This is a genomic window from Eleftheria terrae, assembly GCF_030419005.1.
GTDB classification, from domain to species: domain Bacteria; phylum Pseudomonadota; class Gammaproteobacteria; order Burkholderiales; family Burkholderiaceae_C; genus Caldimonas; species Caldimonas terrae.
Genome location: NZ_CP106951.1, coordinates 446632 through 464557, shown reverse-complemented (window position 1 = coordinate 464557; position 17926 = coordinate 446632). Strand labels below are relative to the sequence as shown.

19 protein-coding genes are annotated in these 17926 nt (G+C 66.6%); 8 read left to right on the top strand and 11 right to left on the bottom strand.

The window, feature by feature from the left end:
* Positions 1–86 precede the first annotated feature (86 nt).
* From N7L95_RS02400 to N7L95_RS02375, 6 genes are all read right to left on the bottom strand, one after another.
* Complete coding sequence (locus tag N7L95_RS02400; RefSeq protein WP_301258213.1) at positions 87–782, bottom strand: ABC transporter ATP-binding protein; 696 nt, start codon at positions 780–782, stop codon at positions 87–89.
* 1 nt (position 783) lies between these two features.
* Positions 784–1584 carry an ABC transporter ATP-binding protein gene (locus tag N7L95_RS02395; RefSeq protein WP_301258212.1) on the bottom strand — a complete coding sequence of 267 codons (801 nt, stop codon included), beginning with the start codon at positions 1582–1584 and terminating at the stop codon, positions 784–786.
* Positions 1581–2870 (bottom strand): branched-chain amino acid ABC transporter permease, encoded by a 1290-nt coding sequence (locus tag N7L95_RS02390; protein WP_301258211.1) that lies wholly within the window; start codon positions 2868–2870, stop codon positions 1581–1583. The genes N7L95_RS02395 and N7L95_RS02390 overlap by 4 nt, the downstream gene beginning before the upstream one ends.
* 4 nt (positions 2871–2874) lie before the next feature.
* The gene (locus tag N7L95_RS02385; RefSeq protein ID WP_301258210.1) at positions 2875–3915 is read right to left on the bottom strand and encodes a branched-chain amino acid ABC transporter permease; all 1041 of its coding nucleotides are present in this window, start codon (positions 3913–3915) and stop codon (positions 2875–2877) included.
* A 110-nt stretch (positions 3916–4025) separates the two neighbouring features.
* On the bottom strand, positions 4026–5270 hold the full coding sequence (locus tag N7L95_RS02380) for a branched-chain amino acid ABC transporter substrate-binding protein (RefSeq protein ID WP_301258209.1): 1245 nt from the start codon (positions 5268–5270) through the stop codon (positions 4026–4028).
* A 123-nt stretch (positions 5271–5393) separates the two neighbouring features.
* A complete protein-coding gene (locus tag N7L95_RS02375; RefSeq protein ID WP_301260046.1) occupies positions 5394–7028 on the bottom strand; it encodes a 3-(methylthio)propionyl-CoA ligase in 1635 nt (544 codons plus the stop codon).
* A 184-nt stretch (positions 7029–7212) separates the two neighbouring features.
* On the opposite strand from N7L95_RS02375, the gene N7L95_RS02370 reads away from it, so the two are divergent.
* From N7L95_RS02370 to N7L95_RS02350, 5 genes are all read left to right on the top strand, one after another.
* A complete protein-coding gene (locus N7L95_RS02370; protein WP_301258208.1) occupies positions 7213–8715 on the top strand; it encodes a protein adenylyltransferase SelO in 1503 nt (500 codons plus the stop codon).
* Positions 8712–9119: a peptide-methionine (R)-S-oxide reductase MsrB gene (gene msrB, locus N7L95_RS02365; protein ID WP_301258207.1), complete on the top strand. Its 408-nt coding sequence runs from the start codon at positions 8712–8714 to the stop codon at positions 9117–9119. Before N7L95_RS02370 ends, msrB begins: the two co-directional genes overlap by 4 nt.
* A 46-nt stretch (positions 9120–9165) precedes the next feature.
* Complete coding sequence (locus N7L95_RS02360; protein ID WP_301258206.1) at positions 9166–9795, top strand: septation protein A; 630 nt, start codon at positions 9166–9168, stop codon at positions 9793–9795.
* A gap of 1 nt (position 9796) precedes the next feature.
* Positions 9797–10063, top strand: a complete 267-nt coding sequence (locus tag N7L95_RS02355; RefSeq protein WP_301258205.1) for a BolA family protein — start codon at positions 9797–9799, stop codon at positions 10061–10063.
* A gap of 88 nt (positions 10064–10151) precedes the next feature.
* A complete protein-coding gene (locus tag N7L95_RS02350) occupies positions 10152–10961 on the top strand; it encodes a peptidylprolyl isomerase (protein ID WP_301258204.1) in 810 nt (269 codons plus the stop codon).
* Between the two features lie 55 nt (positions 10962–11016).
* Here the strand turns inward: N7L95_RS02350 and N7L95_RS02345 are convergent, their stop codons facing one another.
* The 5 genes from N7L95_RS02345 to N7L95_RS02325 all read right to left on the bottom strand — a co-directional run bounded on the left by N7L95_RS02345 (position 11017) and on the right by N7L95_RS02325 (position 16013).
* Entirely contained in the window at positions 11017–11466 is a 450-nt protein-coding gene (locus N7L95_RS02345; protein ID WP_301258203.1) for an acyl-CoA thioesterase, read from the bottom strand.
* A 105-nt stretch (positions 11467–11571) separates the two neighbouring features.
* Positions 11572–12480, bottom strand: a complete 909-nt coding sequence (locus N7L95_RS02340; RefSeq protein ID WP_301258202.1) for a DMT family transporter — start codon at positions 12478–12480, stop codon at positions 11572–11574.
* A gap of 49 nt (positions 12481–12529) precedes the next feature.
* On the bottom strand, positions 12530–13555 hold the full coding sequence (locus N7L95_RS02335) for a hypothetical protein (RefSeq protein WP_301258201.1): 1026 nt from the start codon (positions 13553–13555) through the stop codon (positions 12530–12532).
* 832 nt (positions 13556–14387) lie between these two features.
* A complete protein-coding gene (locus N7L95_RS02330; RefSeq protein WP_301258200.1) occupies positions 14388–15134 on the bottom strand; it encodes an acetyltransferase domain-containing protein in 747 nt (248 codons plus the stop codon).
* 54 nt (positions 15135–15188) lie between these two features.
* Positions 15189–16013: a metal-dependent hydrolase gene (locus tag N7L95_RS02325; protein WP_301258199.1), complete on the bottom strand. Its 825-nt coding sequence runs from the start codon at positions 16011–16013 to the stop codon at positions 15189–15191.
* Between the two features lie 101 nt (positions 16014–16114).
* Between N7L95_RS02325 and N7L95_RS02320 the strand changes: the two genes are divergently transcribed.
* The 3 genes from N7L95_RS02320 to N7L95_RS02310 are packed head-to-tail and all read left to right on the top strand — an operon-like array spanning position 16115 to position 17920.
* Positions 16115–16753 (top strand): TetR/AcrR family transcriptional regulator, encoded by a 639-nt coding sequence (locus N7L95_RS02320; RefSeq protein WP_301258198.1) that lies wholly within the window; start codon positions 16115–16117, stop codon positions 16751–16753.
* A complete protein-coding gene (locus N7L95_RS02315) occupies positions 16750–17049 on the top strand; it encodes a hypothetical protein (protein ID WP_301258197.1) in 300 nt (99 codons plus the stop codon). The genes N7L95_RS02320 and N7L95_RS02315 overlap by 4 nt, the downstream gene beginning before the upstream one ends.
* Complete coding sequence (locus N7L95_RS02310; RefSeq protein WP_301258196.1) at positions 17039–17920, top strand: hypothetical protein; 882 nt, start codon at positions 17039–17041, stop codon at positions 17918–17920. Before N7L95_RS02315 ends, N7L95_RS02310 begins: the two co-directional genes overlap by 11 nt.
* Positions 17921–17926 lie beyond the last annotated feature (6 nt).

Genomic DNA, 17926 nt, shown 5'->3' with positions numbered 1-17926 from the left:
GCGGTGGAACGGGGCAGGACGGGCGGCGCCAGGGCCGGGCACAAGGCGCCGCAGCACGCACGCGGCGGCCCCGGCAGGCCCGCGCCTCACACCTCGAGCCACTCCTTGCGCACGGACGCATGGCCGCGCAGCTCCGCTGGTGTGCCTTCGAACACGATGCGGCCATGCCCCATCACGTAGCACCGCTGCGAGATTTCGAGCGCGATGGTGAGTTTCTGCTCCACCAGCAGCACGCTGACGCCGCGTCGCTCCAGCTCCTTCAGGTAGGCGGCCACCAGTTCGACGATCTTGGGCGCCAGGCCCTCGGTGGGTTCGTCGATCATGATCAAGTCGGGGTCGCCCATCAGCGTGCGGCACAGCGTCAGCATCTGCTGCTCGCCGCCCGAGAGCACGCCGGCCTCGGTGTGCTGCCGCTCCTTCAGCCGCGGAAAGAGCCGGTACATGTCGTCAAAGCTCCAGCGGCCGCCACCGCCGCGGCGCTTTTGGCCGAGCAGCAGGTTCTGGTGCACCGTCAGGCGAGGAAAGATGTCGCGGTTCTCGGGCACGTAGCCAATGCCCTGGTGCGCGATGTCGAAGGCCGGCCGCCCCAGCAGCTCCTGGCCCTTGAAGCGCACCGAGCCCTGCCCGTTCACCAGGCCCATGATTGCCTTCACGGTGGTGGAGCGGCCGGAGCCGTTGCGCCCCAGCAGGCTGACGATCTCGCCGGGCTGGACCTGCAATGTCACGCCGTGCAGGATATGGCTCTTGCCGTAGAAGGCATGCAGTTGGTTCAGCTGCAGCATGTCAGGCTCCCGCTGCTTCGGCCTGGCGCTGTGGCGCCCCATCGGCCTGCTGGGCGGCCAGCACCGAGCCCAGATACGCTTCCTGCACGCGCGGATTCGCACGCACGGCCTCCGGCGTGTCGAAGGCGATCACTTCGCCGTAGACCAGCACGGCGATCTTGTCGGCCAGACCGAACACCACCCCCATGTCGTGCTCCACGGTGAGCAGCGTGCGGCCTTCGGTGACTTCGCGGATCAACTGGATGAAGCGGGTGGTTTCCGAGCTGCTCATGCCGGCGGTGGGTTCGTCCAGCAGGATCACCCGGCTGCCGCCGGCGATGGTGATGCCGATCTCCAGCGCCCGGCCCTCGGCATAGGTCAGGTTGGCGGCCAGCACGTCGCGCTTGCGCTCGAGCTGGATCATTTCCACGATGCGCTCGGCCTGCTCGTTGGCATCGTGCAGGTCCGCCAGGAACTTCCAGAAGGCATAGCGGTAGCCCAGCGACCACAGCACCGCGCAGCGGATGTTCTCGAACACCGACAGGCGGCCGAACAGGTTCGACACCTGGAAGCTGCGGGCCAGCCCCCGGCGGCTGATCTCGTAGGGCTTGCGCCCGTCGATGCGCTCGCCGCCCAGCAGGATCTCGCCGCTGCTGATGCCGAAGCGCCCGCTGATCAGGTTGAAGAGCGTCGACTTGCCCGCGCCGTTCGGCCCGATGATGGCCACCCGCTCGCCGGCCTGCACCTGCAGGCTGGCGCCGCGGATGATCTCGGTCTTGCCGAAGCTCTTGCGGACGTTCTTCAGTTCCAGCGCGTAAGTCATGCGGCCCCCCGGCGGCGCGTGTCGTGCTCGATCTCTTCCTGGATGCGGTGCCACTCGCGCCCGAAGCGCCGGCGCGCCAGCTCGAAGGCCACCAGGCCCACGCCCGCGAGCGCCGCGGCCGCCAGCCAGCTGCCGGCCGAGCCGGTGTCCAGCGTCGCGCCCAGGAAGCGCAGCGGCCCGCCGATCGCAGCGTTCAGCTGGCGGTGGTAGACCATTTCGATCAGCGCGCCCACGCCGGCCAAGAGCGGCAGCGCCGCGAGCAGCACCTGCGCATACGGCCCGGCCAGCCGGCGCAGCTTGCCATGGGCCGCCACCCGCAGGTTCATCATGATGAGGCTGGCGATGCCGCCGGGCGCGAACATCACCATGAACAGGAACACCAGGCCCAGGTAGAGCAGCCAGGCCTTGGTCAACTCCGACAGCAACACGAAGGCGATGACCATCAGCACCGCGCCGATGATCGGCCCGAAGAAGAAGGTCGCCCCGCCGAGGAAGACGAACAGCAGGTAGGCCCCCGAGCGCGCCGCCCCCACCACCTCGGCCGTGACGATCTCGAAGTTGAGCGCCCCCAGCCCGCCGGCGATGCCGGCGAAGAAGCCCGAGAGGATGAAGGCCAGGTAGCGCACCACCTGGGTGCTGTAGCCGATGAACTCGACCCGCTCCGGGTTGTCGCGCACCGCGTTCAACATGCGGCCCAGCGGCGTGCGGGTGAAGGCGAACATCAGCCCGGTGCAGACGAAGCAATACAGGGCAATCAGGTAGTAGAGCTGGATCTGCGGGCCGAAGCTGATGCCCAGCGTGGTGCCGGTGACGCGGTCGCCGGTGATGCCGCCCTCCCCGCCGAAGAACTCGGGGAACATCAGCGACATGGCCCAGACCAGCTCGCCGACACCCAGCGTGATCATCGCGAACGGGGTGCCCGACTTCTTGGTGGTGACCCAGCCCAGCAACACTGCAAAGCCCAGGCCGGTGAGGCCGCCCACCAGCGGCAGCAGGCTCACCGGCATGGCCAGGCTGCCGCTGGAGACCGCGTTCAGCGTGTGCATCGTCAGGAAGGCGCCCAGGCCCGAGTACACCGCATGCCCGAAGCTCAGCATGCCGCCCTGGCCGAGCAGCATGTTGTAGGCCAGGCAGGCAATGATGGCGATGCCCATTTGCGAGAGCATGGTCATCGCCAGGCTGCTGCTGAACAGCAGCGGCGCAACCAGCAGCACCAGCGCGTAGCCGCTCCAGACCGCCCAGCGGCCGAGGTTGCGGGGTTTGAAGACGTAGACCGTGGCTTGCATGGCGTCAGCCCTCGCGGGTGCCCAGCAGGCCGCGGGGTCGGAAGATGAGGATGAGCACGAGGAAGAGGTAGGGCAGGATGGGCGCGACCTGGGAGATCGTCAGCCGCAGCACCGGCCAGCCGAAGGTGTCCGGCCCTGCCTGCCAGCCGACGGCCGAGAACAGGTGGGCCAGCGAGTAGTCCATGGCGACGGCGAAGGTCTGGATCACGCCGATCAGCAGCGACGCCAGGAAGGCCCCTGCCAGCGAGCCCATGCCGCCCACCACCACCACCACGAAGATGATGGAGCCGACCGTGCCGGCCATGCCGGGTTCGGTGACGAAGGCATTGCCGCCGATCACGCCGGCCAGCCCTGCCAGCGCCGCGCCGCCACCGAACACCAGCATGAAGACGCGCGGCACGTTGTGGCCCAGCGCCTCCACCATCTCGGGATGCGTCAGCGCCGCCTGGATCACCAGGCCGATGCGGGTGCGCGTGAGCAGCAGGTAGACCGCCAGCAGCATCAGCACCGCCACCAGCATCATGAAGCCGCGATAGGCCGGAAACTGGGTGCAGTTGATCACCACCGCTGCATCGGCCGAGCTGCACAGCTCGGCGGCCGCGCGGCCCCAGCTCAGGTCCATGCCGCCCACCGAGGAGCTGATGATGGTGAACAGGGGCCCGTCCAGCGCTGCCGGCACCGGGTAGTTGACGGCCGAGCGGCCCCACACCAGCTGCACCACCTCCAGCACCACATAGGACAGGCCGAAGGTGATCAGCAGCTCGGCCACATGGCCGAAGGGGTGCACCCGCCGCAGGCAGAAGCGCTCGAACAAGGCGCCCAGGCCGCCCACCAGCAGCGGCGCCACCAGCAGCGCCGGCCAGTAGCCGAACCACTGGGTGGTCTGGTAGGCCAGGTAGGCGCCCAGCATGTAGAAGCTGGCGTGCGCGAAGTTCAGCACGCCCATCATGCTGAAGATGAGGGTCAGGCCGGAGCTGAGCATGAACAGCAGCAGTCCGTAGCTCACGCCGTTGAGCATCGAGATCGCGAAGAACGAGGACTCCATCGTGGCTCGCAAGCGTCGGCGAAGACGCAGCAGTCAAAAAAAGGGCCCGATGCCTTTGCAGTTCATCGGGCCACGCAGAGGCAGCAGAAGGAACGCTCAGGCTGCCACGGTCATGAGGGCCGCTTCATCTGGCAGGACGTCGGCGTGCTCGACACATAGGGGTCGAACTGCTTGACCGGGGCAAAGGTGTAGCCCGTGTTTTCGGCACTGTAAGCGTTCTTGGCATCCACCTTCTGCCAGCGCGAGATGTAGAGGCCCTGCTGCAGCTGGTGGTCGGACTTGCGCATCTCCACCTCGCCGTTGAAGCTCTTGAAGCGCAGGCCTTCCATGGCGGCGGCCACCTTCACCGGGTCGGTGGACTTGGCCTTGGCCATCGCCTCGCTGAGCAGCGCGTAGGCATGGTAGGTGGCGCCGGTGTACCAGTCGTCGTTGAAGCGCTGCTTGAACTCGGCCATCAGCCGCGCATGCTCGCCGGGCAGGTTGTGGTGGTTGTAGGCCACCTGGTAGACACGGCCCTCGGCGGCGGCGCCCATCGCGGTCGGCGTGCCGCTCACGCCGCCGTAGTAGGTGTAGAACTTCGCGTTCAGGCCGGCGTCGTTGGCCGCCTTCACCAGCAGCGTGAGGTCCGACCCCCAGTTGCCGGTGATGACGGTGTCGGCCCCCGACGCCTTGATCTTCGCGACATAGGGCGCGAAGTCGCGCACCTGGGCCAGCGGGTGCAGGTCTTCGCCGACGATCTGGATGTCCTTGCGCTTGCGCGCCAGGTTGTCTTTCGCGAACTTGGCCACCTGCTGGCCGTGCGCGTAGTTCTGGTTGATCAGGTAGACCTTCTTGATCTCCGGCTGGTCTTTCATGAAGGTGGTGAGGGCCTCCATCTTCATGGACGTGTCGGCGTCCACCCGGAAGTGCCAGTAGCTGCACTTGGCATTGGTGAGGTCCGGGTCCACCGCCGCATAGTTGACGAACAGCACTTCCTTGCCGGGATTGCGGTCGTTGTGCTTGTTGATGGCGTCGACCAGCGCCAGTGCGGCCCCCGAGCCGTTGCCCTGCACCACGTAGCGCACGCCCTGGTCGATGGCGGACTTCAGCGCGTTGAGGCTCTCCTGGGGGCTCAGCTTGTTGTCGATGCCGATGACCTCGAACTTCACGCCGGCCGCGTTCTTCTTGCTGAACTGCTCGGCCAGGAACTGGAAGCTCTTGAGCTGGTTCTGGCCCACCGTGGCCATCAGGCCGCTCAGCGGATCGATCCATGCGATCTTGACGGTCTCACCCTTCTGCGCGAGGGCCGGGCCGCTGCACAACGCAGCCGTGGCACAAGCAAGGACCGAGGGAAGATGCACAAGGCGAAACTGCATGGCGGGGTCTCCTCTCATGTGTGTGTGTCGGCATGCACATCCTCAGGTTAGCGGACTTGCAATCACGCACTCAGAGGGATTGCCCGTACCGGTTGTCGCGAGTGCGACAACCGGCCTGCCGCCTCATGCAGCGGGCAGCACATGATGCGCAAACAGCTCACGCAGCTTGAGCTTCTGGATCTTGCCGGTGGCCGTGTGCGGGATCTCGTCGACGAACACCACGTCGTCGGGGATCTGCCACTTGGCGATCTTGCCTTCGTAGAAGCCGAGGATGTCTTCCTTGCTCGGCGTCTGCCCCGGCTTCCTCACCACCACCAGCAGCGGCCGCTCGTCCCACTTCGGGTGCTTGCAGGCGATGGCCGCCGCTTCGTGCACCGCGGGGTGCGCCATCGCGATGTTCTCGAGGTCGATGGAGCTGATCCACTCGCCGCCGGACTTGATGACATCTTTGGACCGGTCGGTGATCTGCATGAAGCCGTCCGCATCGATGGTGGCCACGTCGCCGGTCGGGAACCAGCCTTGCTGCAGCGGCGACTCCGGCCGCTTGAAGTAGCTGCGGATCACCCAGTGCCCGCGCACCAGCAGGTCACCCGCGGCCTGGCCGTCCCAGGGCAGCGGCGTCTCGCCGTCGTTGCCGGTGATCTTCATGTCGATGCCATAGATCACCCGGCCCTGCTTCTCCAGCAGCCGGCGCTGGTCTTCCACCGACAGCTGGTCGTGCTTGCCCTTGAGCTTGGACAGCGTGCCCAGCGGCGACAGCTCCGTCATGCCCCACGCATGGATCACGCTGACGGCGAACTCGTCCTCCAGCGTGCGGATCATCGCCGGCGGGCAGGCCGAGCCGCCGATGACCGTGCGCTTGAAGGTGCTGAACTGCAGCCGGTTCTGCTTCATGTAGGTGATCAGGCCCAGCCAGACGGTCGGCACACCGGCGCTGAAGCTGACCTTCTCGGACTCGAACAGCTCGTAGAGCGACTTGCCGTCCAGGTGCGGGCCCGGCATGACCAGCTTGGCACCGACCAGCGGCACCGAATACGGCAGGCCCCAGGCATTGACATGGAACATCGGCACCACCGGCAGGATCACGTCGCGGCCGGAGCAGTCCATGGCATCGGGCAGCGCTGCGGCGTAGGCATGCAGCACGCTGGAGCGGTGGCTGTAGACGGCACCCTTCGGATGGCCGGTGGTGCCGGAGGTGTAGCAGATGCTGGAGGCGGTGTTCTCGTCGAACTCGGGCCACTCGTAGCGCCCGTCCTCCGACTCCACCAGCTCGTCATAGCATTGCAGGGCCAGCGGGCTGTGCGCCGGCATGTGGGCACGGTCGGTCATCAGCACGAAGTGCTGCACGGTCTTGAGCAGCGGCGCCAGCTTCTCCACCAGGGGCAGGAAGGTGAGGTCGAAGCACAGCACCCGGTCTTCGGCATCGTTGATGATCCAGGCGATCTGCTCGGGGAACAGGCGCGGATTGACGGTGTGGCACACCAGGCCGGAACCGGAACTGCCGTAGTAGATCTCGAAGTGCCGGTAGCCGTTCCAGGCCAGCGTGCCGACCCGGTCGCCCGGCTCGCAGCCCAGCCGCTGCAGGGCCTGGGCCAGCTTGCGGGCGCGCAGCTCGGCGTCGCGGTAGGTGTAGCGGTGCACATCGCCTTCCACCCGCTTGGAGACGATCTCGACGTCGCCGTTGTGCCGCGCGGCGTGCACCAGCAGCGACGAGATCATCAACGGCATTTGCATCATCTGGCCCATCAGGCGTGACATGGTCTTCTCCTCCAGCATGAACGGTGAAACGAGTCGGTCGGCGGGCATGATAGGAACCGTGCTGCAGCGCAGCGTATGCCGTTTTCCCTAGCCCGCTGTCGCCGGGGCGACTCACGCCCAGGCACTGCCCGGCGCGAGGCCCTGCGGCCCGTGCTGCAATCGCTGCACCGCTAAACTGGCCCGCATGAACCTGCCGCTGGAAGTCCCCGCGCCGGCCACGCCCGCCGCCTTGTCATGGACCAATGGCTACGCCCGCCTGGGGGACGAGTTCTTCACCCGGCTTGCCGCGCAGGCCTTGCCCGCTCCCCGCTGGATCGACAGCAGCCCGAGCCTGGCCGCCGAGCTGGGCTGGCCCGCCGACTGGACCACCCGCGAAGACTGGCAGGCACTGGCCTGCTTCAGCGGTGCGGCGCCCTGGCCCGGCATGGAGCCACTGGCCACCGTCTACAGCGGGCACCAGTTCGGCGTGTGGGCCGGCCAGCTGGGCGACGGCCGGGCCCTGCTGCTGGGCGAGGTGGAGGCGCCGGGCGGCCAGCCGCAGGAGCTGCAGCTCAAGGGCAGCGGCCGCACCCCGTACTCGCGCATGGGCGACGGCCGGGCGGTGCTGCGCTCCTCCATCCGCGAGTTCCTGTGCTCCGAAGCCATGCACGGCCTCGGCATTCCAACCACCCGGGCGCTGGCGCTGGTGCGCTCGGACCTGCCGGTGCACCGCGAGGTGATCGAAACCGCGGCCATCGTCACCCGGGTGGCGCCCAGCTTCGTGCGCTTCGGCCACTTCGAGCACTTCGCCCACCATGACATGCCGCAGCAACTGCGCCAGTTGACCGACTTCGTCATCGAGCGCCATTACCCGGAGTGCCGCGACACCGCCGAACCCTGCGCGGCGATGCTGGAGCAAGTGGCACGGCGCACCGCCCAGCTGATGGCCGATTGGCAGGCGGTCGGCTTCTGCCATGGGGTGATGAACACCGACAACATGTCCATCCTCGGCCTCACGATCGACTACGGGCCCTTCGGCTTCCTGGACGCCTTCGACCCCGGGCACATCTGCAACCATTCGGACCACCAGGGCCGCTATGCCTACAACCGGCAACCCAACATCGCCTTCTGGAACCTGCACGCGCTGGCCCAGGCGCTGCTCCCGTTGATAGGCGAGACCGACCTTGCGCTGCAGGCGCTACAGCCGTACAAGGCCGTCTTTGCCGAGACGATGGAGGCGCGCATGCGCGCCAAGCTGGGCCTGCGGCAGGCGCTGGCGGCCGACCGCGAGCTGATCGATGACCTGCTGCGCCTGATGGCGCAGGACCGGGCAGACCTGACGATCACCTTCCGCCGGCTCTGCGATTTCTCCAGCGCCGACACTGCCGACAACCGCCCGGTGCGCGACCTCTTCATCGACCGCGGCGCCTTCGACGCCTGGGCGGTCCGCTACCGCGAGCGGCTGCAGCAGGACGGCGGCAGTGACGCAGAGCGCAGCGCCCGCATGAAGCGCGTCAACCCGAAGTACGTGCTGCGGAACCATCTGGCCGAAGTGGCGATCAGACGTTCGCAGGCCGGTGACGACGAGGAAGTGCGCCGCCTGCGCCGCGTGCTGGAGCGTCCCTACGACGAGCAGCCCGAACACGAGGCCTATGCGGGCTTCCCGCCTGACTGGGCGCAAACGTTGGAGGTATCCTGTTCGTCATGAGCAAGGACCACGAGATCAAGAAGAGCGACGAGGAATGGCGCCAGCAGCTCGACCCGCTGCAATACCAGGTGACGCGGCATGCCGCGACCGAGCGCCCCTTCACCGGCAAGTACTGGGACCACCAGGCCGACGGCGTCTACCGCTGCGTCTGCTGCGGCGAACCCTTGTTCGATTCGTCCAGCAAGTTCGACGCCGGCTGCGGCTGGCCCAGCTACTTCGAGCCGCTGGCCGAGGACGCGATCGACCGCGAGATGGACCACAGCCACGGCATGGTCCGGGTCGAGGTCACCTGTCGCCGCTGTGGTGCGCACCTGGGCCACGTGTTCGATGACGGGCCGCAACCCACCGGCTTGCGCTACTGCATCAATTCCGCCGCGTTAGACTTCGCCGAACGAAAAGACTGATAAGGGCCGGCGGCCGCCTGCACGCAGCGCGGTCCGCACACAAGCGATGAAACTCCTGTTCGACTTCCTGCCGGTGATCCTGTTCTTCGGCATGTTCAAGTACGCCGAGGGGCATGCCGACTGGGCTGCCACCGCGGCCACCGACTGGCTGGGCTTCATGGTCTCGGGCGGTGTGGTGGGCGCCAAGGAGGCGCCGGTGCTGCTGGCCACCGTGGTGGTCATTGCAGCCACCGCGGCGCAGATCGCCTGGCAGCTCGCGCGCGGCCGCAAGATCGACAAGATGCTGTGGGTCAGCCTGATCCTGGTCACGGTGCTGGGCGGCGCAACGATCTGGTTCCACAGCGAGACCTTCATCAAGTGGAAGCCCAGCGTGCTGTACTGGGTGACGGGCGCGGCCTTCTGGATCAGCCACACGCTGTTCCGCAAGAACCTGCTGCAGGCCCTGATGAGCACCCAGGTCGAGCTGCCCGCCTCGGTGTGGCAGCGCCTTAATTTCGCCTGGATCGCCTTTTTCGGTCTGATGGGTTTGCTGAATATCTACGTGGCCTACAGCTACTCGACCGCCACCTGGGTCAACTTCAAGCTGTTCGGCAGCCTGGGGCTGATGGTGTTGTTCATGCTGGGCCAGGGGGTCTACCTCAGCCGGCATATCAAGAGTGAAGAGCAGCAGCCCTGAAATGAGTGTCACCGCCCAGCAGATTGAAGCTGCACTGCAGGCCGGCCTGGCCCCCGTACAGCTGCGCGTGCAGGACGACAGCCACCTGCATGCCGGCCATGCCGGCGCTCGTGAAGGTCGGCATTTTTCGGTTCATGTCGTCAGCGAACGCTTTTGCGGTTTGTCACGGCTGGCGCGGCATCGGCTCGTGTATAGTGCCCTGATGCCTTTGATTCCCCAGGGTATTCACGCCCTTGCCATACAGGCTCATACGCCCGACGAAGTTTGAATTCCTCGCAGCGCGCTACCGGGTTTCAACCGGCATTTCATGATTGAAGCATTGCGCTGCCCTCCCCTTTTCGACCAGAGAGGTTTCCATGAAGAAAACTAGTTTCGCGCTCGGCGCGTTGAGCCTGGCTCTGAGCGCTGCATTGCTGGCCCCGGTGGCTGCCTCGGCGCAGAACATCGCCATCGTCAACGGCAAGGCCGTGCCCAAGGAGCGGGCCGACGCGCTGATCAGCCAGATCTCCAAGCAAGGCCAGCCGGTCACGCCCGAGCTCGAAAAGCAGGTCAAGGACGAAGTCGTGCTGCGTGAGATCTTCCTGCAGGAAGCCGAGAAGCGCGGCCTGAACAGCTCCGACAGCTACAAGCAGCAGCTCGAGCTGGCCCGCCAGACCCTGCTGATCCGCGAACTGTTCGCCGACTACCAGAAGACCAATCCGGTGACCGACGCCGAAGTCCAGGCCGAATACGACAAGTTCAAGGGCCAGGCCGGTGACAAGGAATACCGCGCCCGCCACATCCTGGTGGAGAAGGAAGACCAGGCCAAGAAGCTGATCACCCAGATCAAGGGCGGCGCCAAGTTCGAGGACCTGGCAAAGAAGAACTCGAAGGACACCGGCTCTGCCACCAACGGCGGTGACCTGGACTGGGCGGCACCGGGCAGCTATGTGCCGGAGTTCTCGCAAGCCATGGTGGGCCTGAAGAAGGGTGAAGTCACCCCGACGCCGGTGAAATCGCAGTTCGGCTACCACATCATCAAGCTGGAAGATGTGCGCGACGCCAAGGTGCCGTCCATCGATGAAGTGAAGCCGCAGATCCAGCAGAGCCTGACGCAGCAGAAGATGGCCAAGTTCCGCGACGACCTGCGCAACAACGCCAAGACGGACTACAAGTTCGCCCAGTGATGACCGGCCTGCGGGCCGCTCCAGAGAAAGGCGCCCCGCGGGGCGCCTTTTTCATTCAGGACGCCGCAGCCGCCGGCGGTGCCACGGGCGGCATCAGGGCGCGCAAGCGGGCCAGGGCCGGCTCGGACAAGGCTTGCGAGCGACGCGTCGCCTCGTTCACCTGGACGATCACCGTCTGGCCACTGGCCACCAGGCGCGCGTCCTGGAACACCGCCTGTTCCAGCGTGATCGAGCTGCGTCCCACGGCGGCCACCCGGGTGCCGATGTCGACCCGGCCCGGCCAGTGCACCTCGCTGACGAATTCGAGCGTGAGGCGCGCCAGTACGAAGGCGCTGCCTGCCTCGGCCAGCGGCGCGTCCGGGTCGTAGAGGATCTCGACGCGGCCGGTCTCCAGCAAGGTGGCGAACACCGCGTTGTTCACATGGCCCTGGCGGTCGGTGTCCCCGTAGCGCAGCTTGTCGTAGCTGCGGCAAGGAAAGTCGTCGAGGCGAAGCGATGTGGTCATGTCAGGCTCCTGGGCAGCGGCGGGGGTACGCAGGCAAGGCGGGGCAGACCACCGGCCGCAGGGCCGGCGTGCGCAGGCCGAGTGTGGCCAAGCGGGCTGGGACGGTCAAGAACGGCCGGGAGCGGCGGCAGGCGGTGAGCGCCCGTCCAGCAGCGACAGCAGCATGCCGCCGGTCACCACCGCCAGGCCGAGCACCGCGAATGGTGCAGGCCATTCGCCGAGCAGGAAGGCGGCCAGCATCGTCGCCATGCCCGGCACCAGCGCCGCAAACAGGGCCCCCCGGGCCGGCCCCAGGTGATAGACCGCCTGGCTGTAGAAGAACAAGGCCACGATGGAGACCAGCACGCCCTGGTAGACGCCTTGCACCAGCACGTCGTGCAGCGGCGCCTGCAGCAAGGCCGGCCCGCGCAGCAGCAGGTAAGGCGGAAGGTAGAGCACCATCGACGCCACCGAGACCAGCGCAGTGGCATGGAAGGGCTGCACGCCACACGCCTTCGACGTGACCGTGTAGACCGCCCACATCAACCCGCCCAGCAGGAAGGCGGCATGCACGCCGATGCTGCCGCTGCCCGCACCGCGCAGACCCTGCAGGCCGATCAGCAGCACGCCGAGCAGGATGAGCGCCACGCCGCCCAGGGCGCGGCCGCCGAGCCGCGTGTGCAGGACCCGGGCACTGAGGAGCACCGAAAACAGGATCATGCTGCCCGGCGTGATCACCGCAAAATGCTCCACGGGCGCCCGGGCCAGCCCCAGCGCGACCACCAGCATGTAGGGCGCACCGATGCCCACCACCATCAGCGCGAGGGCGCTCCAGCTCACCCCGCCTCGGCCGGCCCGCATCAGGTAGGGCAGCAACACCAGGCCGGACACGCCAAAGCGCAAGGCGGTGACGTCGAAGCCGTCAAGCGCCGTGCGGGCCACGCCAAGCCGGGTCACCACCGGAAAGGCGCCCCAGATCAAGGCAGACAGCAGGCCGTAGATCACGCCTTCGGCGCGGGCCGAGGGTGGGTTCATCAAGGGCGCCTTTCATCACGCGGGCAAGGCCGGTAGGGCCGCTCGTCCGTCACAATCGCTCGACCCGCACCGAGCCGGAGCCGCCACGGCGGCGCAGGTAGGCGTATTCGAGGTCATTGAGCATCATCTGTGCACGCGGCAGGTGGCGCGAGGCATAGCCGAGACTGGTCAGGAAGTGCGCCAGCTCCTCATGCTCCTGCGGGTCCGCATCGACATCGACTCGGCTCACGTCGAGGTTGCCGCGGGCCGACAAGGCCTGCAGGTAATGGTCGTCGATGACCCGAAAGGCCGCACCGATGCTCAGTCCCCGGGCATTGAGGACCTTGTGCCATTCGAACGGCAGGTTGAGCAGCACATCGCCAGGCTCCAGGTAGACCAGGTCATGCTCGAAGCTCGCTCCCGGCGCCTCGCGGCCGCTGCTGCTGGAGAACAGCCGGTCGTACTCCTCGAACTGCTCACCGAGGCGGGGCGGCCGGGTCATCCAGCGCTTGCGGCCGGCCACCATCACGAAGATGTTGAGCGTCGGGAACATGTGCCAGTCGCTGCCCACCGCGCCGCGGCTGGGCTCGCCGTATTCCTGGTTGCTGTGGCCAAAGAACATGTGCCCGCTGACCCGCCAGCCGGGCACCTGGCACCAGCCGGAGCGGAACAGCTCGTCCTTGAGGCGGTTGAAGGCGAGCTTGCCCCATTCATAGGGGTCGTTGTAGCCCGACGAGATGGTGCCCAGGTGGGAGTAGACGTCCAGCCGGCGCTCGAAGATGTCGTCGAGGAACTCCGTGCCGGTGCCAAGCTTGCCGGTCACGTAGTTGTAGTCCGAACTGCCGTCCTCGGCCCGCATCGACACCGGCCCTTCGCCGTGCTTGACGCGCCACTGCAGCGTTTCTCGGCCGTCGACCGCCTCGTAAAAGGCACGGCCGGCCAGTTTTTCTTCGATGACCAGCATTTGACGAAACAGCGCCGGCCTGGAAAAGCCATCAGTGAATCGAGCGATGTTTTCGCGGGTCAAGGTCACTTGGTGGCTCGGCGGATCAATCACATTGATATAGGCATGAGACAGTTGGTCTTGGTGCAACATGGCTGCGTCCTTTCACCCGCCTGTCACGATATTGAGACAGCGGGGAAACCGATCACGAAGAGAACCAGCCGGGACTGGCTCTGGCGGCCAGCAAGGTGGGTTCGGCGGGCATTGGTACCTGACCAGTGCGAGAAATGCGTCACCTGGTGCCCTTGCCTTCCGATGAAAGGGACGCGCGAGAAAACTGCCTACTGTGCGTGTTGCCCTGTGGGAGTGAATCAACCGCTGTTCTTTGCTGCGCTCGATCCGCCCAATCCAACCTTGCCGAGGAACGACGGTACACGTTATGCGGCAGTGCACAAGCCGGACAATTGGTTTTGAATATCGTCACGGCGAGAACCATCAGCAGTCGTGCCGCAAAAGCATGCGGGAGGCCTCGCTTTGCCGCCCCACAACTTCAGGGGCGCCCCCTGTTGATCGACAGCACGGCATTTAAATGGAGGGTGTTTTGTATGCCGGCGGGGACGCTGTCGCCAAATCCCAAAATGAGCGATGGGCTGGATGGACGACCGCTGCATTCCGTCCACCGGCCCGCTGGAAACCGGATGGCGAAAAGCTCCGAGTCGAACCTGAGGGTATCGCTCGCTTCCCCGGTCATGCGGCGGCCGTCACCAGCCGCCCCCCCTGTCGCCATCGACGCACCAGATCCGAAACTTGTCTCGGTCCCGGCCAGTGGCCAGCGGCTGGTGCACGACGAAGCTCGCCCCCGGCGCATCCAGACGGACCGGGCACAGCAATTCGCTGCCCCAACGGCCAGGCGTCCCTCCAGGCCTGCAGGCCCGTTGCCCCTTCGGCCGGCGTCACTCGACGCTGAAAGGGCAGGCGGGCGCCATCACATCATTCGCCGCAGCGCCACCCAGGCGGTCAACAAGCCGATCAGCACCGGCTGGTGCACCATGTAGAAGCTCAGGCTCCAGCGCCCGAGCACAGCCAGCGGACGGGCCGGCGCCGGCAAGCCGCCACCGAACCACTGCGGCCGCCGCCCCAGGGCCCACTGCCCGGCCGCCATGCCCCACCACATCACGCCGAGCCAGGGCAGCACCGGCACATAGTCTTCCGTGACGGGCTTGCGCGTCACCAGCCCGACCCAGTTCGTCCCCCGTGTGTCGAACACCGCGTGCTGGACCAGCTGTGGCAGCAACACCGCCACCAGCCCCAGCAGCCACAGCCAGCGCCCCCAACCCGCCGTCAGCCGCGTGATGACCAGCATCACCGCAATGCCGTGCAGCACACCGAAGTAGATGAAGCTGTTCGGGAACATGACGTAGGACCCGGCACTCACCAGCAGCGCACAGCCCGCCACCTGGGCCCAGCGCCGCCAGAAACGCCTCCAGCCCTGCCCCTGCTGCCAGGCCACCGCCTGCCCCAGTCCCGCGACAAACAGGAACAGCGAGACGATGCAGGTGCGCTGCCAGGTCCAGAAGGGGTCGGTGTAGAAGTTCTGCTTTTCGATCAGCCGGAAATGGTTGAGATCGAAACAGAAATGGAACACGGCCATCCACAGGATGGCCACGGCACGCAAGGCGTCCAGGCGGTCGAAGCGCAGTGAGCGGGCGGCGGCAGGGGCGGTCGGCGTCATGCCGGCATTGTGCCGCCGCCCGAGGCGTTTGCAGCGTGCCGGCTGGCGGCGCCTTCAGCGGCCCTGCCCCACCACCGAGAATTGATCGGCATGCGTGCGCAGCCAGTGGGACGACAAGGTGCTGCCCTGCTGTGCGGGATGGAAGTGCTCCGACTTGTAGGCCCGCCACGGCGCCCGGGTCAGCGTGACGAGGCCCTTCTCGCCGAAAAGGAAATGCATCGCGCTCTTCCAGGTACTGCGCTTGAAGAGCGTCCGGTCATGCCGCAGGTTGCTGATCGTCTGCATGGCCGCGTCGAGGATGAAGAAGAAGGTGACGATGCGGAACCAGCGCATGCGCCAGCGGTGGTTGCCCCCCAGGGCCTGGTACACGTCGAAGGCGGTGCTCTTGTGCTCCGATTCCTCGGCCGCGTGCCACATCCACATCGTCTTGAGCCGCGGCACGTTGTCGCCGATGCTGTCGGGATGCTGCAGCAGGTACTCGGCCAGGATGGCGGTGAAATGCTCGTATGCGGCGGTGATGGCCAGCGGGTGCCGCACGTTCAGGCCCTGCAGGCGCTTGATGCGCCGCTTGGCGCGCCGCTCCCAGCCGTTGTCGTAGCCTTGCCGCTCCAGGTGGCCGTTGAACAACCCGTGGATGCGCCGATGCGTCGCCTCCTGGCCGATGAAGCCGGCCACTTCCTCCTTGAAGCGCTCCTGCTGCGCCTCCGGCAGCGCCTTCACGCCGTTGCGCACCGCATCGATGAAAAACTGCTCGCCCACCGGAAAGCTCATCGACAAGGCATTCAGGAACGCGGTGCGGAACGCATCGCCCCCGTTCCAGTGCCGCTCGAAAGGCTGCGTCAGATCGATCAAGAGACGCCGCACCACCAGCTCTGTCATCTCGTTCTCCACGTTGCGGTACGCCTTGGTACCGAATGAGAACACTGTGCCAAGCCGCTGTGGTACTGTCAAGTACCGCGTCTTTGACGGGACAATGCCGCATGGGTCGAACGACAGCAGAGGGCTTGCCGGTGAGCGCCGAACACCGGGCGCGGCTGATGCAGGCGATGGCCGCCTGCGTGGCCGCGAAGGGATATGCCGACACCACGATTGCCGACATCGCGGCCGGTGCGCGGGTGTCCAAGCGCACCTTCTATCAGCATTTCGAGGCCAAGCCCGACTGCCTGATCGCCTTGTACGAGCATGCCAGCCGCCAGGCGCTGGACGTGCTGAAGGCCGCCATCGATCCCGCGCGCGACTGGCATGTGCAGGTGGAGCAGGCGGTGCAGGCATATTTCGGGGCGCTGGCCTGCGACCCCGGCCTGCTGCGCACCTTGTTCATCGAGATCCTGGCACTCGGGCCGCGGGGCCTGCAGGCGCGGCGGCGCAGTCATCAGGAGATGGCGGACTTCATCGTCGCAGTGGTCGACGGCTCCTCGGCCCGCGCCCTGCCGCCCGCCACCGCCACGGCGCTGGTCGGCGCCATCCATGAATGGGTGCTGCAAGCGATCGAGACCGACCGTGTGCCGCAATTGCCCGAACTCACCGGCCCTGCCGCCCGCCTGGTCCGTGCGGTCATCGACGCTCATCTCGACCATGCCACCGCGGCGCCAGCCCGGTCGTCATCGACCGTCCCATGAAACTCGTCGTTCGCCTTCTCCTGCCGTTGGCGCTGTTGCTGCTCGCAGCAGCCTTCATCTACAAGTTCGACGAGGTGAAGCTGGCCCTTGGCCGGGGAGCCTTGAAGGTCGAGATGGAAGGCCGCCGGCCCGCCACGGCAGCAGCGAGCGCCACCGCAGCAGCTAGCGCCGCCTCTGCGCCGGCCGCAACGGCTGCAACGGCCACCCATATCACCACGCACGGCGCCAATTCGCCGGTGGTCGAAGGCGCCAGCGGCCCGGTCAATATCCACTACGGGACGCCGCATGCTCGGTAGGGTCGCGCCGGCGCTGCTGCTGCTCGCGCTGTGCTGTCCCGCGGGCGCGAGTCCGCCGGTGGCCATTCACACCTCCGGGGCGTCGTCTCCCGCCATCTCCCAGCAGGGCTCGAATGCGAGCACGAAGGTGTACTACTCGAATACGGTGCACCAGCGAGTCATCGAGCATGTGGGCAAGAAGATCGCCATTCGATCGGCTTACCTGCTACCGACCCCCGACTTCGCAGGCAGGCGCTGCGCACCCGCTTCCACTCCATGTGTCGACGACCTGAAGGAGTCGGCCTTCCTGCATCTGCAGGTGCAGAGCATCTGGCCCGAACCGGTGCTGTTGACCGCCGGCCGCCTGGCCATCGTCGATGCCAGGCGGCTCGACGGCCACCCCGGCATGAAGGGCGTCGACGTGCTGGCCGAACACATCACGGCCAACTGGTCTCCCGAGCGCTTCCTGCTGGCGCCAGGCGAGGTCAAGTCGATCGCACTGGAGGGCGGCGTTCGGCTGCACGGCGTGATGTCGTTCTTCAACGACGAGGTGGCGCAGGAGCCGATCGTCTGCCTCGACGCAAGCCCCTGCACCATCCCGCAGCTGGCACGCGTGGATGAGCTGAACCGCTTCCTGCAGGCGCGCTACGGGCGTGCGGCCACCCTGCGCGTCACGCTGTATGAGAAGGACTACCAGCCACTGCTCACAGCGGCCTTCCGGCTCAGCCATGGTGGCGACCTGTTTTCGCGCGGCGACGTTCGCAAGAACGACTACCGCCTGCAGCACGATGCCTTCATCGGCGAAGTGCTCTACCAGTTGCAAGGCGGCATGGAAGCGTTCCAGTCCCGCCGCGAGAAGCCGGCCGCAGGCCGCACGCCGGCTTCACCCTGAGCCGGG

What these genes read in the sequence shown, in the direction of transcription:
- N7L95_RS02400 (WP_301258213.1), bottom strand. Translation starts at nt 782, where the DNA reads ATGCTGCAGCTGAACCAACTGCATGCCTTCTACGGCAAGAGCCATATC.
- N7L95_RS02395 (WP_301258212.1), bottom strand. Translation starts at nt 1,584, where the DNA reads ATGACTTACGCGCTGGAACTGAAGAACGTCCGCAAGAGCTTCGGCAAG.
- N7L95_RS02390 (WP_301258211.1), bottom strand. Translation starts at nt 2,870, where the DNA reads ATGCAAGCCACGGTCTACGTCTTCAAACCCCGCAACCTCGGCCGCTGG.
- N7L95_RS02385 (WP_301258210.1), bottom strand. Translation starts at nt 3,915, where the DNA reads ATGGAGTCCTCGTTCTTCGCGATCTCGATGCTCAACGGCGTGAGCTAC.
- N7L95_RS02380 (WP_301258209.1), bottom strand. Translation starts at nt 5,270, where the DNA reads ATGCAGTTTCGCCTTGTGCATCTTCCCTCGGTCCTTGCTTGTGCCACG.
- N7L95_RS02375 (WP_301260046.1), bottom strand. Translation starts at nt 7,028, where the DNA reads ATGTCACGCCTGATGGGCCAGATGATGCAAATGCCGTTGATGATCTCG.
- N7L95_RS02370 (WP_301258208.1), top strand. Translation starts at nt 7,213, where the DNA reads ATGAACCTGCCGCTGGAAGTCCCCGCGCCGGCCACGCCCGCCGCCTTG.
- msrB (WP_301258207.1), top strand. Translation starts at nt 8,712, where the DNA reads ATGAGCAAGGACCACGAGATCAAGAAGAGCGACGAGGAATGGCGCCAG.
- N7L95_RS02360 (WP_301258206.1), top strand. Translation starts at nt 9,166, where the DNA reads ATGAAACTCCTGTTCGACTTCCTGCCGGTGATCCTGTTCTTCGGCATG.
- N7L95_RS02355 (WP_301258205.1), top strand. Translation starts at nt 9,797, where the DNA reads ATGAGTGTCACCGCCCAGCAGATTGAAGCTGCACTGCAGGCCGGCCTG.
- N7L95_RS02350 (WP_301258204.1), top strand. Translation starts at nt 10,152, where the DNA reads ATGAAGAAAACTAGTTTCGCGCTCGGCGCGTTGAGCCTGGCTCTGAGC.
- N7L95_RS02345 (WP_301258203.1), bottom strand. Translation starts at nt 11,466, where the DNA reads ATGACCACATCGCTTCGCCTCGACGACTTTCCTTGCCGCAGCTACGAC.
- N7L95_RS02340 (WP_301258202.1), bottom strand. Translation starts at nt 12,480, where the DNA reads ATGAACCCACCCTCGGCCCGCGCCGAAGGCGTGATCTACGGCCTGCTG.
- N7L95_RS02335 (WP_301258201.1), bottom strand. Translation starts at nt 13,555, where the DNA reads ATGTTGCACCAAGACCAACTGTCTCATGCCTATATCAATGTGATTGAT.
- N7L95_RS02330 (WP_301258200.1), bottom strand. Translation starts at nt 15,134, where the DNA reads ATGACGCCGACCGCCCCTGCCGCCGCCCGCTCACTGCGCTTCGACCGC.
- N7L95_RS02325 (WP_301258199.1), bottom strand. Translation starts at nt 16,013, where the DNA reads ATGACAGAGCTGGTGGTGCGGCGTCTCTTGATCGATCTGACGCAGCCT.
- N7L95_RS02320 (WP_301258198.1), top strand. Translation starts at nt 16,115, where the DNA reads ATGGGTCGAACGACAGCAGAGGGCTTGCCGGTGAGCGCCGAACACCGG.
- N7L95_RS02315 (WP_301258197.1), top strand. Translation starts at nt 16,750, where the DNA reads ATGAAACTCGTCGTTCGCCTTCTCCTGCCGTTGGCGCTGTTGCTGCTC.
- N7L95_RS02310 (WP_301258196.1), top strand. Translation starts at nt 17,039, where the DNA reads ATGCTCGGTAGGGTCGCGCCGGCGCTGCTGCTGCTCGCGCTGTGCTGT.